The 16,882-nt window shown below is 55.1% G+C and carries 16 protein-coding genes; 4 read left to right on the forward strand and 12 right to left on the reverse strand.

The features are described 5' to 3' along the window. Nucleotides 1–64: 64 nt before the first annotated feature. Complete coding sequence (gene xylF, locus J1779_RS12385) at nucleotides 65–1,057, reverse strand: D-xylose ABC transporter substrate-binding protein (RefSeq protein ID WP_217203897.1); 993 nt, start codon at nucleotides 1,055–1,057, stop codon at nucleotides 65–67. Between the two features lie 381 nt (nucleotides 1,058–1,438). On the opposite strand from xylF, the gene xylA reads away from it, so the two are divergent. From xylA to J1779_RS12405, 4 genes are all read left to right on the forward strand, one after another. Then, nucleotides 1,439–2,758, forward strand: coding sequence for a xylose isomerase (gene xylA / locus J1779_RS12390; RefSeq protein ID WP_056769763.1), 1,320 nt, complete (start codon nucleotides 1,439–1,441; stop codon nucleotides 2,756–2,758). Between the two features lie 106 nt (nucleotides 2,759–2,864). Beyond that, nucleotides 2,865–4,316 (forward strand): xylulokinase, encoded by a 1,452-nt coding sequence (gene xylB / locus J1779_RS12395; RefSeq protein WP_217203898.1) that lies wholly within the window; start codon nucleotides 2,865–2,867, stop codon nucleotides 4,314–4,316. Between the two features lie 923 nt (nucleotides 4,317–5,239). Then, entirely contained in the window at nucleotides 5,240–5,644 is a 405-nt protein-coding gene (locus tag J1779_RS12400; protein ID WP_122095003.1) for a CidA/LrgA family protein, read from the forward strand. After that, complete coding sequence (locus J1779_RS12405) at nucleotides 5,637–6,329, forward strand: CidB/LrgB family autolysis modulator (protein ID WP_056769757.1); 693 nt, start codon at nucleotides 5,637–5,639, stop codon at nucleotides 6,327–6,329. Before J1779_RS12400 ends, J1779_RS12405 begins: the two co-directional genes overlap by 8 nt. Nucleotides 6,330–6,509: 180 nt before the next feature. On the opposite strand, the gene flgL is transcribed toward J1779_RS12405, so the two are convergent. The 11 genes from flgL to flgB form a co-directional block, all read right to left on the reverse strand. Next, nucleotides 6,510–7,472, reverse strand: coding sequence for a flagellar hook-associated protein FlgL (gene flgL / locus J1779_RS12410; RefSeq protein WP_056769756.1), 963 nt, complete (start codon nucleotides 7,470–7,472; stop codon nucleotides 6,510–6,512). A 64-nt stretch (nucleotides 7,473–7,536) separates the two neighbouring features. Then, the gene (flgK, locus tag J1779_RS12415; RefSeq protein ID WP_056769754.1) at nucleotides 7,537–9,192 is read right to left on the reverse strand and encodes a flagellar hook-associated protein FlgK; all 1,656 of its coding nucleotides are present in this window, start codon (nucleotides 9,190–9,192) and stop codon (nucleotides 7,537–7,539) included. Between the two features lie 187 nt (nucleotides 9,193–9,379). Then, entirely contained in the window at nucleotides 9,380–10,330 is a 951-nt protein-coding gene (gene flgJ, locus J1779_RS12420; RefSeq protein ID WP_056769753.1) for a flagellar assembly peptidoglycan hydrolase FlgJ, read from the reverse strand. After that, nucleotides 10,330–11,436, reverse strand: coding sequence for a flagellar basal body P-ring protein FlgI (locus tag J1779_RS12425; RefSeq protein ID WP_056769751.1), 1,107 nt, complete (start codon nucleotides 11,434–11,436; stop codon nucleotides 10,330–10,332). Before J1779_RS12425 ends, flgJ begins: the two co-directional genes overlap by 1 nt. Before the next feature lie 10 nt (nucleotides 11,437–11,446). Next, complete coding sequence (locus J1779_RS12430; RefSeq protein ID WP_122095614.1) at nucleotides 11,447–12,163, reverse strand: flagellar basal body L-ring protein FlgH; 717 nt, start codon at nucleotides 12,161–12,163, stop codon at nucleotides 11,447–11,449. A 138-nt stretch (nucleotides 12,164–12,301) separates the two neighbouring features. Next, nucleotides 12,302–13,084, reverse strand: coding sequence for a flagellar basal-body rod protein FlgG (gene flgG / locus J1779_RS12435; protein WP_056769747.1), 783 nt, complete (start codon nucleotides 13,082–13,084; stop codon nucleotides 12,302–12,304). Nucleotides 13,085–13,105: 21 nt separating this feature from the next. After that, nucleotides 13,106–13,861 (reverse strand): flagellar basal body rod protein FlgF, encoded by a 756-nt coding sequence (locus J1779_RS12440; RefSeq protein ID WP_056769745.1) that lies wholly within the window; start codon nucleotides 13,859–13,861, stop codon nucleotides 13,106–13,108. Between the two features lie 29 nt (nucleotides 13,862–13,890). After that, on the reverse strand, nucleotides 13,891–15,138 hold the full coding sequence (gene flgE, locus J1779_RS12445; RefSeq protein WP_122094997.1) for a flagellar hook protein FlgE: 1,248 nt from the start codon (nucleotides 15,136–15,138) through the stop codon (nucleotides 13,891–13,893). Between the two features lie 177 nt (nucleotides 15,139–15,315). Then, complete coding sequence (gene flgD, locus J1779_RS12450; RefSeq protein ID WP_056769742.1) at nucleotides 15,316–16,005, reverse strand: flagellar hook assembly protein FlgD; 690 nt, start codon at nucleotides 16,003–16,005, stop codon at nucleotides 15,316–15,318. 11 nt (nucleotides 16,006–16,016) lie between these two features. Next, nucleotides 16,017–16,421 (reverse strand): flagellar basal body rod protein FlgC, encoded by a 405-nt coding sequence (flgC, locus tag J1779_RS12455; RefSeq protein ID WP_056769739.1) that lies wholly within the window; start codon nucleotides 16,419–16,421, stop codon nucleotides 16,017–16,019. 6 nt (nucleotides 16,422–16,427) lie between these two features. Beyond that, nucleotides 16,428–16,838: a flagellar basal body rod protein FlgB gene (gene flgB / locus J1779_RS12460; protein ID WP_056769737.1), complete on the reverse strand. Its 411-nt coding sequence runs from the start codon at nucleotides 16,836–16,838 to the stop codon at nucleotides 16,428–16,430. Between the last annotated feature and the right edge of the window lie 44 nt (nucleotides 16,839–16,882).

Consider the following 16,882-nt stretch of genomic DNA (forward strand, 5'->3'; position numbering starts at 1 on the left):
AGTATCCTGATAAAAACAACACCACCGAATGAGAGGTGTTGTTTTCATAGATAATATTGAGAAATTAAAGATCTGATTTTTTATGGAAACCGTCAGCCACTACCGTGCTTTCAATATTATTTTTATCCACCGGAATAGGCGTTAATAAAAATGAAGGCACTTCTTTTTTACCGTTATTTAAAGTGGCGTTAGATTTAGGTGCTTCACCCTTACCTAACTGCACGGCAATTTCTGCCGCATCATTGGCCAGTTTGGTGATCGGTTTGTAGACCGTCATGGTTTGAGTTCCGGCTTCGATACGTTTGATGGCCGCCAGATCGGCGTCCTGACCGGAAATCGCCACTTTGCCCGCCAGCCCTTGCGCAGACAAGGCCTGTACCGCACCGCCGGCAGTGGCATCGCTGGACGCCACCACCGCATCAATTTTGTTGTTGTTGGCGGTCAGCGCATTTTCCATGATCTTCAGCGCATTTTCCGGCAACCACCCGTCAGCCCACTGGTCACCGACGATTTTGATTTTTCCGTCTTTGATCAGCGGATTTAACACTTTCATCTGCCCGGCGCGGAACAGCTTGGCGTTATTGTCCACCGGCGAGCCGCCCATCAGGAAGTAATTGCCCTGAGGAACGCGTTCCACCAGGCTTTGAGCCTGCAACTCCCCGACTTTTTCGTTATCAAAGGAGATGTAAAAATCGATATCAGCGTTGTTGATCATGCGATCGTACGCCAGCACTTTGATGCCTTCGCGCTTGGCTTCGGCGATAACATTACTCAGCACTTCGCCGTTATAAGGAATGATGACCAGCACATCGACGCCGCGGTTGATCATATTTTCGATCTGCGCCATCTGCGTTTCTTCGTTACCGTTTGCCGACTGAACAAAAACATCGGCGCCCAGCGTTTTGGCTTTAGCCACAAAAATATCACGGTCTTTTTGCCAGCGTTCTAAACGTAAGTCATCAATCGCCATACCTATTTTTATTTCTTTCGCCATGCCTGTCTGGCTGAACAATATCAACGCAGCACAGGCAGAAAGAATCATTTTATTCATTTTCATTTTTCAGACCTTTTATAAGAATAAGAAGAGGCAGATACAGAGAAACCGTACAGAAATGACACAGGGATTGTTGTCGCTGAATAATTAATCGGCAATTGCAGATTTTAATCACCGCGTTATGATTTTTTGTTTATTTCCGGAAGTTTGATGAAGATCATGGTTTGATTGTAATTCGACACTGATTAGTAATTTTATTATCGAGGCATCACGCGAAAGTCAGAGAAAAGCAAGATGAATGGGGTTAATTATGCGATCTACTGCACATTTAATAATTCTATTAAATTGAGTGTGAAATAACGTAATTGTTAGAAGAAGTCACAACTCCGAAGATAGGGCCTCAGCCTCCCAGTCCCGCTGGGCCCGTTTTCAAGGAGTTTTTCAATGCACGCATATTTCGACAAGCTGGATGCAGTTCGCTACGAAGGTGCTAACAGCACTAACCCGCTGGCATTTCGTCACTACAATCCTGAAGAAGTGATCCTCGGCAAAACCATGGCTGAGCATCTGCGTTTCGCAGCCTGTTACTGGCACACATTCTGCTGGAACGGCAACGACATGTTTGGCCCGGGCTCATTTGTTCGCCCATGGCAGCAGCCGGGTAACGAACTGGAACTGGCCAAGGCCAAAGCCGATGTGGCGTTCGAATTCTTCAAAAAACTGAACGTGCCTTATTACTGCTTCCATGACGTGGACGTGTCGCCGGAAGGCGCATCCCTGAAAGAATACGTTAATAACCTGGCGGTAATGACTGACGTTCTGGCACAGAAACAAGAAGCTACCGGCGTGAAACTGCTGTGGGGCACGGCGAACTGCTTCTCTAACCCGCGCTTTGGTGCCGGTGCAGCGACCAACCCGAACCCGGAAATCTACAGCTGGGCCGCGACGCAGGTGGTCAATGCAATGAATGCCACCCAGAAACTGGGCGGCGAAAACTATGTGTTGTGGGGCGGCCGTGAAGGTTACGAAACCCTGCTCAATACCGATCTGCGTCAGGAGCGCGAACAACTGGGTCGCTTCATGCAGATGGTGGTTGAGCACAAACACAAAATCGGCTTCCAGGGCACGCTGCTCATCGAACCAAAACCGCAGGAGCCAACCAAACATCAGTACGATTATGATGTGGCGACGGTGTACGGCTTCCTTAAACAATTCGGTCTGGAAAAAGAGATCAAAGTTAACATCGAAGCAAACCACGCAACGCTTGCCGGTCACTCATTCCATCATGAAATTGCGAATGCCATTGCGCTGGGGATCTTTGGTTCTGTTGATGCTAACCGTGGTGATCCCCAATGTGGCTGGGATACCGATCAGTTCCCAAACAGCGTTGAAGAAAATGCGCTGGTCATGTATGAAATCATCAAAGCGGGCGGATTCACGACCGGCGGCCTGAACTTTGACTCTAAGGTCCGTCGTCAAAGCACCGATAAATATGATCTGTTCTACGGCCATATTGGCGGCATGGACACCATGGCGCTGGCGCTGAAAGTGGCAGCACGAATGATTGAAAGCCGTGAACTGGATAAACACGTTGCGCAGCGTTACGCCGGCTGGAATACCGAACTGGGCCAGCAAATTCTGCAAGGTAAGATGTCCCTGGAATCCCTCAGCAGCATGGCGCAGCAAAATGAGATCAATCCTCAGCACCAGAGCGGCCAGCAGGAACGTCTGGAAAATCTGGTTAACCGTTATCTGTTTGGTTAATGCATAAGCAATGATTTACGCCCTGCCTGCCTCCGGTTCGCAGGGCGTTATTTATTTATGCAGGCATGAATGGGTTACCCCCTACTGACATAAAAAGGAATCTGGTATGTATCTCGGTATAGATCTCGGCACCTCTGGCGTTAAAGTGATTTTACTCAGTGAAGAGGGTCAGGTGGTTGCCAGCCACAGTGAGGCGTTAACCCTTTCCCGCCCGCACCCGTTATGGTCAGAACAAGATCCCGCCGACTGGTGGATAGCCACCGGCAACGCCATTTCAGCACTCTCGACGCGTCACCCGTTAAAACAGGTTAAAGCGATCGGGATCACCGGGCAGATGCATGGCGCAACCGTGCTGGATGCCGGGCAAAACGTCCTGCGTCCGGCCATTCTCTGGAATGATGGCCGCAGTTTCAGCCAGTGCCAGCAACTGGAAGCCGCCGTTCCTGATTCGCGCCGTATTACCGGCAACCTGATGATGCCGGGCTTCACCGCACCAAAACTGCTTTGGCTGCGTGAAAACGAACCGGCCTTGTTTGCCAAAATCGACAAAGTATTACTGCCAAAAGATTACCTGCGTCTGTTAATGACCGGCGTTTTTGCCAGCGACATGTCTGATGCCGCTGGCACAATGTGGCTTGACGTTGCCAACCGTGACTGGAGCGACAGTATGCTCGCCGCCACCGGCCTGACGCGTCAGCATATGCCTGCACTGTTTGAAGGCAATGAGATCACCGGCCAGCTGCTGCCTGAACTGGCCGCTCGCTGGGGCATGGATTGCGTGCCCGTCATCGCAGGCGGTGGGGATAATGCCGCAGGTGCCGTCGGCGTCGGTTTATATAAAACCGGACAAGCGATGTTGTCACTCGGTACATCCGGCGTCTATTTCGCGGTCAGCGACGGGTTCCTGAGTAATCCGCAGCAGGCCGTTCACAGTTTCTGTCATGCATTACCCGACACCTGGCATCTGATGTCAGTGATGCTCAGCGCCGCCTCCTGTCTTGACTGGGCCGCAAACCTCACCGGCACGGCTTCTGTTGCAGAACTTATCGCGCTGGCAGAGAACACGCCACCGGCAGATTCCCCGGTCTGGTTCCTGCCGTATCTTTCCGGCGAACGCACCCCGCACAATAACCCGAATGCCAAAGGCACCCTCTTCGGCCTGACCCACCAGCACGGTCCGGCGGATATCGCCCGCGCGGTTCTGGAAGGCGTCGGTTTCGCGCTCGCCGACGGCATGGATGTGTTACATGCCACCGGCCTGAAGCCGAAAAGCATAACGCTTATCGGCGGCGGCGCACGCAGCCCTTACTGGCGGCAAATGCTGGCGGATATCAGCGGTCAGACGCTGGAATACCGCACGGGTGGCGACGTCGGGCCAGCGCTGGGCGCGGCAAGACTGGCACAAATCGCCGAAAATCCGGGCAAACCGGTGGAGCAGTTCCTGCCGGAACTGCCGCTTGAACAGGTGCATCAACCCGACGCGCAGAGACATACCGCGTATGGCGCCCGCCGAGAGGTATTCAGGGAGTTGTATAAGCGGCTTGAAGACTTGATGTGATAGTGGCTTCAGCCAACTCTTCAACGTTAAAACCTTGGGCTTGCCGCCCAAACCGCCCTAAAGGGGCCAGGACGGGCCCCTCTCCCACGTCTTTTTAACTGTGCGCTGCTGCTTGCTGGCTTGTTTCAGTGGCTCCGGCTATTGCCGCAAAATCCGGCCGCTGCGCGCTGCATCAAGGTCAAGGTCGTGGGCGCCGGCCCACACCGGGTTAAGGGGCGTAAACGCGCCCCTTAACAATCCTGCGTTTTTTTAACTGCGCGCTGCCGCTCGCGGGCTATGTTTCAGGGGCTTGCGTTATTGCCGCAAAATCCCGCCGCTACGCGGTGCCCTCCGGTCGGGTTACAACCCGCGCAAACAGACGCGCGGTTTTCCACCTCTCCCTTCGGCGTGATTTTTGAGCGCGGCCAATGGCATTTCAAAGTCAAAGGAAATGTATTTGGTTTTGCTTTATTTTTCTCATCCCACTTCGCAGGTGGAGGGGAAAACCTCCGTTTTACATAGCCTCTGGCCGCACTCAAAACGACGTCGAATGAACGGTGAGAAACCGCGAGGGTGTTTTTTTCGAGCGGGTCCGAACCTGAAATGAGAGGACCGCGCAGCGGCGGCGTTTGCGGCAATAGGAGGAGCCCCTGAAACACAGCCAGCAAGCGACAGCGCGCAGTGAAAAGAGCCCGGGGTTCTTAGGGGTGGCGGCGATAAGCCACCCCTAAGGCCGGTGTGGGTGGCAACCCACGGTCTTGACCTTGAAGTTGAAGTTGAAGTTGAAGTTGAATTTAAACACCCCTCCCCCTGCTTAACACTTTCCCCGCGCCAAGACGCCCCCATTTGGAATACACTTCATTCCTAAATTTCATACTGAGTTATGTGGCACAGATCACATCTTAATTGTATGATGAATGCATCATTCAACTGGGTGAAACACCATGAGCAACGCAGTCTCTCTGGCATTTCAATATATTCGGGCGTTTATTCTGATTTACCTGTGTTTATTCGCCGGTAACGCCATTTCCTCTCTTTTGCCTCTCACTATCCCCGGCAGCATTATCGGGATGCTGATTTTGTTTTGCCTGCTCTCAACACAAATTCTGCCGTTTAAATGGGTCAAACCCGGCTGCAACGTGCTGATTCGCTATATGGCGTTGTTGTTCGTTCCTATCGGCGTCGGGGTGATGAATTATTACGAGCAGTTGCGTACGCAGTTCGGTCCGCTGGTGGTGTCTTGCCTGGTGAGTACGCTGGTGGTGCTGCTGGTGGTGGCCTATTGCTCCCACTATATTCACGGCGATCGCGGGACAATTAAGGAAAGCGCGGAGGAAAAAAATGATTGATATTCTGTGGTCTTTGCCGCTGACGCTGCTGGTCTTTTTCGCCACCCGCAAACTGGCGATCAGGCTCAAAATGCCGCTGCTTAACCCGTTGCTGATGTCGATGGTGGTGATTATTCCTTTGCTGCTGGTGACCAACATCCCTTACGCACGCTATTTTGCGGGCAGCAAGATCCTTAATGATTTGCTGCAACCCGCCGTGGTGGCACTGGCGTTTCCGTTGTACGAACAGCTCCACCAGATCCGCGCGCGCTGGAAATCCATTATCAGCATCTGCTTTATCGGCAGCGTGGTGGCGATGGTTACCGGTACCGCCATTGCCTTGTGGATGGGGGCAACACCGCAGATCGCCGCATCGGTATTACCGAAATCCGTCACCACGCCGATTGCGATGGCGACAGCGCAATCCATCAACGGTATTCCTGCTATCAGCGCCGTGTGTGTGATATTCGTCGGGATCCTCGGCGCCGTTTTCGGCCACAGTATTTTGAATCTGCTGAAGATCACCACTAAAGCGTCACGCGGCCTGGCGATGGGTACTGCGTCGCATGCACTCGGCACTGCACGCTGTGCGGAAATGGATTATCAGGAAGGCGCATTCAGCTCACTGGCACTGGTGATTTGCGGGATTATTACTTCCCTGCTCGCCCCGTTCCTGTTCCCGGTACTGTTAGCGTTGTTTGGATGAGCTGACCAGAAGCACGACGAGGAAAAAGAGTATGTCACTTCAACCTTAGAAAAAGTGACATACAAAACTGAAAGTACCCGGTTTAAGTACAGTCAGAAAAGAGCCTGCCTGCCCGCGTTAAAACGGGCAGGCAGTCGATAACGAAGAGGAGATATCTTGCGCGAAGCCGCGCAGGAGGGATTACGAATTCATCTGAAACAGTGACATGCCCTGCATGGTGCTGTACGTCTTATAAGACGCCTGAAGCGCAACCTGCTGCAGCGTATAAGTCGAAATTGCTGACGTCCAGTCAGTGTCCACCAAATCACTCAGCTTGCTGGCGTTGGTCACTTCACGGTTATCACCGAGCGTATCCAGCGTGTCCAGCTCACTCATCTGCGTACCCAGCTCTGAACGCACAGACAACACGTTGTTCAGCGAGTTGCTCAGGCCACGGTTGGCTTTACCAATCGCGTCCGTGTACTCGGTGTCGGTGGTGTAATCCGCAGACGGCGTTTTCAGGGCTTTCAGCGCACCATCAATGGTTTTGAAGATATCGGGTTCGCTGGGGTCGCCGTTAGGTTCCGCTTTCGCATCACCGGTCAGGGTCTGGAAAACTTCATTACCGGTGTGGTTGATGGTCATGGTACGGCTGGCATCCACCTGCTGGGTGATGGCCGTTGTGCCGCCCGAATAAGACACTGCACCCGTGGTCGCATCTTGCGTAAACGGCGGTGTATCACTCTTATAACCGGCAAAAATATAGCGGCCATTACCGTCGGTGCTGTTCGACATGTTGAGCAGCTGAGACTTCAGGCTTTCGAGTTTGGTCGCCAGAGAAGAACGGTCATCATCGCTTAACGAGCCGTCACCGGCCTGAACGATCAGCGTCTGTGCGTCCTGAATCGTGCTGGTCACGCTGGAGAGAATCGATTCTTCCTGACTCATGCTCTGATTAGCGAAAGTGCGCGCCACTGAAAACTGTTTGTTTTCAGCAGATGCCTGACGAACCAATACGGCCTGCGATGCCGCCAGCGGATCGTCCGAAGGCTTGCTCACTTTAGAACCGGTAGACAGCTGTAAACCGGTGGCCTGAAAACGGTTCTGACCATCCAGAACCGCATCCATGTTTTGTTGATAAATCATATTGGTACTAAGGCGCATGGCATCAGTTCCTTATCAGTTCAAATAATACGTTCTAAACACCAGCGGCCTGAAGGCGGCGGTATCAGCGAAGGTTGATGATCGCGTCGAAAATCGTCGAAGCCGTCTGCACGACCTGCGCGTTCGCCAGATAATATTGCTGGTAACGTTGCAGATCGCCGTATTCCTCATCGAGGTTAACCCCGGAGATAGACTGCTGCTGTGCGGTCAGCTGGGTCACAATGTTGGCCTGCGCGGTGTTGGTGGTAGTCAGTGTGCTGACCTGGTTACCCACGTTGCTGACCAGGCTGGCATACGCGCCGGACAAAGTTGATTTACCTTCCACCAGTTTGGCGGTTTGCAGATTCAGCATTTTCTGCGCGTTGGTGTTATCGCTGACGCCGGTGTCTGCTGAGCCCGCAGCGGCGATCAGTGAAGAATCGCTGATCGCGACATTCACACTGCCCGCCACATTACTCACCGTTTTGATGGTGAAACTGTCTTTGGTTGACGGGGTGCCGCTGACAGAAACGGACAGGCCGTCGAATTCCATCGTCGGGTTACCGTTGCTGTCATTCGGGCCAGTGGTCGGCGTGATTTTTGCCCCGTCGGAAACGCGGGTCACATCCCAGCTGCTGCCGTTATAAGCCATGGTGTAATCGCTGGCTTTAACCGCTGACGTGTCGGTGTAGGCCACGCTCACATCCGCCGTACCCTGGTTTTTGGTGTTGCCTACCGTGGTCGCGCCGGTGAAGGTGAAGAAATCCGTGCCCTGGGTGCCATTGAGGTCGAAACCGGCTTTGTTGGTGGTGTTGAAGCTGTCAGCCATCGTCAGCGCTAACTGACCTAACTGGTTGATGGCCGGTTCCAGGTTATCTTTGCGGAAAGACAACGCGCCACCGAGAGAACCGGTGGTCATGCGGCTTTCCTGGATCTGTGACACGGAGCCATCCGGCTGCGTCATGCCCACGGTCATTTTGGTCGGATCTGCACTGGAAGCGACGGCCACCACAGTTTTAGCATTTCCACCGCTCACCAGTGGCACGCCGTTGGCAAAGGAGACGTTGTAGGTATCGCCATCCTGCTGCGTGACGGTGACACCGGTAATGTCATTAAGCTTGCTGACCAGTTGATCGCGTTGATCGAGCAGCGCATTAGGCTCCTGCCCGGTGCTGCCGCGCGTGGTGGTGATCTGCGTGTTCAATTTGGCAATCTGCGAGGCGAACGTGTTGATCTGGTCAACGTTCTGCGAGATCTGCTGGTTAACGGCGGTGTTCATATCATTCAGGTATTTTGCTGAACTGTTGAACTGCGCGGTCAGCCCTTGCGCTTCGCCCAACACGGCCTGACGCGCGGAGCTGTCGCTGGCGTTGCTGGTCAGGGTTTGCAGGCCCTTGAAGAAGGTCGCCATGGTGGCATCAATGCCCGTTGAGCTGTCACCCAGCAAGTCATCGATGGAGCTTGCCTGGCCCAGTTGGGTCGATAACGCGCTGCTGGTGGCGCTGGAACCCAGTAACTGCGTCACCACAAAGGCGTTGTACTCGCGGTTGATGCCGGTGACTGTGACGCCGTTACCGATATAGCCTGCGCCCGTCGCGGTGCCGTTGCTTTGATTGATGATCGTTGTCTGGCGGTTATAACCGGCCACACTGACGTTAGCGATGTTATTACCGGTGGTGCTGAGCGCAGCCTGCGCTGCGTTCAGTCCGCTCATTGCGGTATTGATTAAGCTACTGGACATGAGTGACCTTTTGGCTGCCGGTGTAAAATTTTACCGCCGGATAATTAAAGGGTTCGGGTCGGGGGCTGGCCCTTTTCCCATATTGATCTGGTTATCGGCTTCGACTGCGAAAACTTGAGAAAAAAATGGCAACCGCTTTCAAACTTTTTCCAGGTCTGAGAGGAGGTTGCCATTTAGAACGTGCATATCAGAAAATATCTTTGAGATCATGGCTGTAGGCTTTGACTGCCTGCTCGCCCGCGCCTTTGATTTTCTGGATAACACTCACCAGTTTGTCGGCGTAATTCGGGTCTGTGGCATAGCCCGCTTTTTGCAGCGCATGTGCCGCCTGTTCAGGCGTGCTGGCCGAGGCGACCTGCGCATAGCGCGGGTTATTGGTCAGCAATTTAATGTAATCGCTGATGGCTTCCACATAAGAGCCGTAAACGCGGAAACTGGCCTGGACTTTTTTCGCCACACCGTTGGAATATTCGGTGGTGGTGATGTGGGTGGTCGGGCCGTCCCAGCTGCTGCCGGCTTTGATGCCGAACAGGTTAAAGCTGCGTTTGCCGTCGCTGGTGGGAATTTCACGTTGCCCCCAGCCGGACTCCAGCGCGGCCTGCGCCATGATCAGCTGATGCGGGATGCCGCTGTCTTTACTGGCCACCTGCGCCGGAATGCTCAGGTTTGAGACGAACTGGCCGCTGCCCTGAGACAGCGGCGCGCCGCTGGTGGTGCGGTCAGGTGCCGTCGGGATGGCTTTACGCAGGTACTGTTCCATCGCCTGAATCGGCAGGGTTTTCAGCACTTCGTTGTCCAGCGCCATCGGCACGGTGCCCGCCAGCTCTGAGGGTTGCTTGGTGCCGCCGCTCAGCTGTTCCACCATCATGTCTGCCATGCCCAACCCTTTGTTGGACATGTCCTGCGCAATTTGCTGATCGTACATCGATGTATAAAGCTTGGTTTGCTCACTGCTGAGCAATCCGCCTTCGGGCAGGGCCTGACGCATACTTTTCAGCATCATCTGCACGAACACCCCTTCAAACTGTTTCGCCACTTCCCGGATGTGCGCCTGAGGATCCTGCGCCACATCCCGCTTCAGTTTGTTCAGGGACTGCGCGTCATACGCGGCCCCGGACATCGACATCAGATCGCTCATCAGATAATTTCCAAATCAGCGCGCAGGCAACCGGCTGTTTTCATGGCCTGCAAAATAGACATCAGATCGATAGGCGTCGCGCCTAACGCGTTCAGGGTACGCACCACATTATTCAGGCTGGCGCTCGAACGCACCTGCTGGATTGAGCCGCCGGACTGACGCACCGAAATATTGGTGTTTGGCGTCACCACCGTCTGACCGCCACCGAATGGCGTATTCGGCTGGCTGACGTCGTTCTGGCGATCCACCACCACGGAAAGGTTGCCCTGCGCGACGGCACAGCTGTCCAGCGTCACGTCGCGGTTCATCACCACCGAGCCGGTACGGGAGTTGATGATCACTTTCGCATCCATCGGCCCGACGTTGACTTCAATGTTCTGAATCTGCGCCAGAATGCGTACCTGCGAGACATTGCCGCGCGGCACCACAATCTGAATATTGCGGGAATCCAGCGCAGAGGCCACGCCCATTCCCTGACGGTTGATGGCATCGCTGACTTGCTGCGCCAGATTAAAATCTTCGTCATTAAGTTGCAGACTGATCACGCCTTCGGTGCCGAAGGTGCTTGGCAGTTCGCGTTCAATGGTGGCGCCGCCGGTGATACGTCCGCCGGATACCTGGTTAACCGTCACGCTGCTGCCCCCGGCAGAAGCCCCGGCACCGCCGACCAGCACGTTACCCTGCGCCAGCGCGTAAACCTGATTATCCACCCCTTTCATCGGGGTCATCAGCAGGGTGCCGCCGCGAATGCTTTTGGCGTTACCCATGGAGGACACCACCACGTCGATGGCCTGACCGGCGCGGGAGAACGGTGGCATCTTGGCGGTTACCATCACCGCGGCAACGTTTTTCAGCTGCATGTTGGTGCCAGCGGGAACGGTTATCCCCAGCTGCGAGAGCATGTTGGTCAGCGTTTGGGTAGTGAAAGGCGTCTGCGTGGTCTGGTCACCGGTACCGTCGAGGCCGACAACTAAGCCGTAGCCGATCAGGGCGTTATCACGCACGCCCTGTACCGTGGTCAAATCACGAATACGATCGGCTGATGCGGGCAGTATCACCAGGGCGGACATCGCCAGACAGAAGATACCGGAAAGAATTTTTCGCATGATTGCCTCGTTATAACGGCGATAAGTTTAGGAAGAACCGCTGCAACCAGCCCATGTTCTGCGCTTCGTTGATGTAGCCATTGCCCACGTACTCGATACGCGCATCCGCCACCTGTGTGGAGATCACCGCATTCGCGCCGCTGATGGTGCGTGGGTTGACGACACCGGAGAACCGGATGAACTCGGTTCCCTGATTAATTTCGATTTGTTTCTCACCGACCACTTTCAGGTTGCCGTTTGCCAGCACTTCGCTGACGGTCACGGTCAATGTGCCGGTGAAGCTGTTATTGGCCGCTGCACCGCCTTTGCCTGCAAAGGTGTTATCGCCGGAGGTATCCACCGCCGCACGTGCGTTGCCGAACAGGCCTTCCAGATAACGCGGTGTGGTATCAAAGCCAAACTTGGTGGAGCCGTTGCGGCTGGCGTTGGCCGAGGAGCTTTTGCTCGCACTGACGTTTTCCTGCAACACAATGGTCAGGGTATCGCCGATATTGCGCGGACGACGGTCTTCGAACAAAGGCTGATAACCGTAGTTCATCGGCTGAACTGACTGGAAAATCGAACCGTTAGGAACCGGCGGTGCGGCTGGCGCAGGCTGAGCTGTGGTTGTGCCAGGGACCAGCGGGGTATGCGGAAAATACGCGCAACCGTTCGCCAGTAACGTCACTAACAGCGGCAGCGCCAGCTTGCCTGGTCGGTTTACAAGAGAAGTCTTTACCGACGTTATTTTTTTGGTCACCACAGTTATCGCCTTAAAAAAATCGACCTGACAGGAATCAGAAACCGTACAGGACAGGCACGTTTCCGCCCCTGTCCTCTTGTTTTTCCCGCCCTGACCGCAGAGTGCCGGTAAGGGCGGCAAAGATTACAGCTGCGAAAGTTTCTGCAGCATTTCGTCCGATGTGGACACCGCTTTACTGTTGATTTCGTACGCACGTTGCGTCTGGATCATGTTGACCAGTTCTTCCGCCACGTTAACGTTCGAGGTTTCAACATAGCCCTGATACAACAGGCCAGCGCCGTTCAGACCCGGCGTGCTTTCTGTCGGCGCGCCGGAGCTTTGGGTTTCCTGGTACAGGTTTTCACCCATAGATTCCAGGCCGCTGTTGTTGATAAAGGTGCTCAGCGTCAGCTGACCGACCTGCTGGGCCGCCGTCTGCCCCTGCTGGGTGACGCTGACGATCCCGTCACGGCCAACGGTCATGCTGAGCGCGTTGGTCGGGATGGTGATCGCAGGAATGACCTGATAGCCGCTGGATGTCACCAGCTGACCGTTCTGATCCACCTGGAAAGAGCCGTCACGGGTATAGGCGGTGGTGCCGTCAGGCAGCTGGACCTGGAAGAAGCCCTCACCTTTTACGGCGATATCTTTACTGTTGCTGGTCTGCGACAGGTTGCCCTGCGAGAACAGACGTTCAGTAGAGACAGGGCGAACACCGGTACCGATCTGCAAACCGGAAGGCAGGTTCGTCTGTTCAGACGACTGCGCGCCTGGCTGGCGGATTGTCTGGTACAGCAAATCTTCAAAAACCGCACGCTGGCGTTTAAAGCCGTTGGTGCTGACGTTCGCCAGGTTGTTGGCGATGACGTCCATATTGGTCTGCTGTGCATCCAGACCGGTTTTCGCGATATAAAGCGATGGGATCATGTCGTTACTCCTCTGCCATCATCAGGTCAGTGACAGCAGATTATTGGCGCGTTGTTCATTTTCATCGACGCTGTGGATGACTTTCATCTGCATCTCAAAGCGACGGGCGTTGGCGATCATGTCAACCATGGTTTCGACCGGTTTCACGTTGCTGCCTTCAAGGGTTCCCGGCATCACGTGAATGGTCGGGTCGGCGGCAAGCGCATTCCCACGGGCCTGTGCCGTTTCCGGCGTCAGACGGAACATGCCGTCATCGCCTCGCGTCACTTCGCTCCCGGTGGCTTTTACCAGTTTCAGTTTACCGAGCTGCCCCATGGTGTTGGGATCAGCGCCGGCTTCCAGCACGGCAATGGTGCCGTCCGCAGAGATGGTCAGCTGCGAGTTGGGCGGCACTTCAATCGGCCCGTTGTCGCCCATCACCGGATGACCCTGAACGGTCAGCTGGTTAGTGGGAGACACCTGCATGTCACCGTTACGGGTATAGGCTTCAGAGCCGTCAGGCATCTGCACCGCGAGGAAACCGTCCTGCTGTAAGGCAACATCCAGCGGACGGCCCGTGTAGTTAAGTTTCCCCTGCGACATGTCTGCGCCCGGCGTGGACGCGGTGACCAGTGTGCGGGTGTCCAGACTTTGGCCGTCCACCGGAACCGCGCGCATCGCTAAAAGCTGCGCACGAAATCCCGGCGTCGAGGCGTTTGCCAGGTTACTTGACGTGACCGACTGCTGAACCAGCGTCTGGCTGGCTGCGCCCATCGCGGTGTAGATAGCGTGATCCATAGTGCTGCCCTATCGAGTTTTATCGCGCGTTAGCGCAGGTTAACCAGCGTGTTCAGGATGGAGTCCTGAGTTTTGATGGTTTGCGCATTCGACTGATAGTTACGCTGAGCAACGATCATGTTCACCAGTTCGGCACTCAGATCGACGTTGGAAGATTCCAGCGCGCCACTGGTGATGCTGGCGAAACCGCCTTCGCTGGCGATGCCGTTTACGGGCTGACCGGAAGAGGAGGTGGCAGTCCAGACGTTATCGCCTTCAGATTTCAGACCTTCCGGGTTAGAGAAGGAGCTCAGCACGATCTGGCCGAGTAACTGCGTTTTCTGGTTGGAGTAAGTGCCGGTGATGGTGCCGTCGTTATTGATGGTGTAACCGGTCATCTGGCCTGCGGCATAACCATCCTGCGTCAGGGAACCGATGCTGTTGCTGCCGGTGCTCTGCTGGATACTGCCGGTGAAGTCCAGTGCAACGGTCTGCCCGGGGACCGCGCCGTTGGTGGCGGTATTCATCGGTAAGGTCAGGGTCAGACCGGTTTGCGCAGCGCCAGTGGCGGAGCTGGTGCTGGTCAGTGCGCCGCTGGTGGTGAAGTTCAGAGAGCCGATTTTGGCGGCGGTTGAACCGGCCACGCTGCCGTCCTGCGAGTAGACATCCCAGCTGTTCGCCAGGGTGGCCGACTTCACGAAGTAGACGTTATTATCGTGCGCGTTACCCAGTGAGTCATACGTCGTGATGCTGTTGACGTAGTTGTAGCTGGTGTCATCGCTGCTGTTGAATGTGGCGGTTTTCGGCGCGGTATCCGTTGAGTTCAGGTTGGCGACCATCGTGCCACCCACAGTCGATTTGGCGCTCATCATGGTGGTTGGCACGCTCAGGGCAACAGGTTGCGCACCGGCCGCGATAGTCGGCGGTGTGCCGGTGGCCGGATAACCGGTCACGCTCAGACCCTGCATGTTCACCAGATTACGGTTAGCGTCGAGAGACAGCTGGCCGTTACGCGAGTAATACACGGTGCCGCTGCTGTCGGCCAGACGGAAGAACCCGTTTCCGCTCAGTGCAACGTCCAGACCACGGGACGTTGTGGTGGTGGTACCGTCATTGAAATTCTGTGTGACTGCGGCGACTTTAACGCCCATCCCCGTTTGTGAACCGGCGAACATATCGGCAAAAGAAGCGGTCGCGGTTTTGAAACCCACGGTCGCGGAGTTGGCGATGTTGTTACCGATCACGTCCAGGTTGGACGATGCTGCGCTCAGGCCGCTGACTGCTTGTGAAAAGCTCATGTTAGCTCCAGTTTACTGTGTAGTGTTTATGCATCTTTAGCTCCTCCCCTGCGAAGAGGCGTCTTTGGCTCCCTCTCCGGCAACGGTGAGGGTTGGGGGGCGATATCACGGCTGCGCAGGCGCGACCCGTAATACACACTCCCCGCCTCCCCCTTTGCAGAGGGAGGAGCAAAACGATTACAAAATCTGTCTTACCTGATCGACTGTCGTCGTTCCGCGTACACCGAGATCCAGCGAGGTGCCGGTCTTGCTGTTGATCACGCCGTTGACCAGTGCATAGTTCAGCGGTGTTGCCACCATTTGCTGATTGTTATTCAGCGCATTGATGCTGAAGGAATAGCTGCCGTTCGGGGCTTTGGTGCCGTCGTCCTGCGTGCCATCCCAGGTGTAGCTGTGGACACCGGCAGTCTGGGAACCCAGGCTGATGGTCTTCACGGCTTTGCCCGTAGAATCGGTGATGGTAGCGGTCACGTTGTCTGATGCGCTTTCCAGCTCCAGGCCAAATGGCGTGGTGCTGACGGTGCCGTCTGTGTCGCTGCCGACCAAAATAGTGCTGCCGGAAACCATCACTCCGTGGCCGATCAGCGAACTTGCCTGAACTGAGGTGCCGTTGGTGATTTGCCCGGAAATGCTGCCCAGCGTCGTGTTCAGTTTTTCAATGCCGCTCACGGTGCTGATTTGCGCTAACTGGGTGGTCAGCTGGCTGTTATCCATCGGATTGGTAGGATCCTGGTTTTTCAGCTGAGCCACTAACAGGGTCAGAAAACTGCTGGAGAGGTCGTCAGCCGAGCTTCCCGTGGTGGACGTCGCAGCGGTAGCCGCGATGGTGTTATCCGTGGTGTCGTTAATCGACGTGGTAATTGCCATGGTGCGCTCCGCTATTGACCCAGAGTCAGAGTTTTCATCATCAACGACTTGGTGGTATTGAGCACCTCGACGTTGGCCTGATAACTGCGGGAAGCGGAGATGGTGTTGACCATTTCGCTGACCACATCTACGTTTGGCATCTGCACGTAACCCTTGGCATCCGCCATCGGATTACCCGGCTCGTACACCATGCGCATCGGCGCAGGATCATCAACGATCTGCGCCACTTTCACCCCACCGGTTTCCTGTCCAGGTGCAGCATCCACCTGAAAGACCACCTGTTTTGCCTTGTAAGGCTGACCATCAGGGCCGGTGACACTGTCGGCGTTGGCCATGTTACTGGCGCTGACGTTCAGACGCTGAGACTGCGCAGCCAGCGCAGAACCGGCGATATCAAAAATACCAAGCATCGACATGAGCAATTATCCTTGCAGCACCGACATCATTCCTTTGACCTGTCCGCCGAGGACGGTCAAATCGGTCTGATAGCGCACGCTGTTATCGGCGAAGTTGGTACGTTCACGGTCCATATCGACTGTGTTACCGTCCGCTGAAGGTTGATCCGGGATCCGGTACATCAAATCCATATCGGCTGCCTGGACGTTCGATGCCGGAATGTGGCGGTCAGAGGTCAGTGACAAAGACATACCGCTGCCACTGGCGCGGCCCTGCTCCATCACTTTCTGTAACTGACTGGCGAAATCGATATCGCGCGCCTGATAACCTGGGGTATCGGCGTTGGCGATATTGGCTGAAAGTATTTCTTGCCGCTGGGCGCGCAGGTTGAGCGCTTCCTGTTGGAACTGTAGTGCGGCGTTCAATTTGTCGAGCATGCGCCCTCCGCAAATGAGATTTTGGAGCGGACAGCATAATTGCG

Origin of the sequence: Rahnella rivi (assembly GCF_019049655.1) — a bacterium.
GTDB classification, from domain to species: domain Bacteria; phylum Pseudomonadota; class Gammaproteobacteria; order Enterobacterales; family Enterobacteriaceae; genus Rahnella; species Rahnella rivi.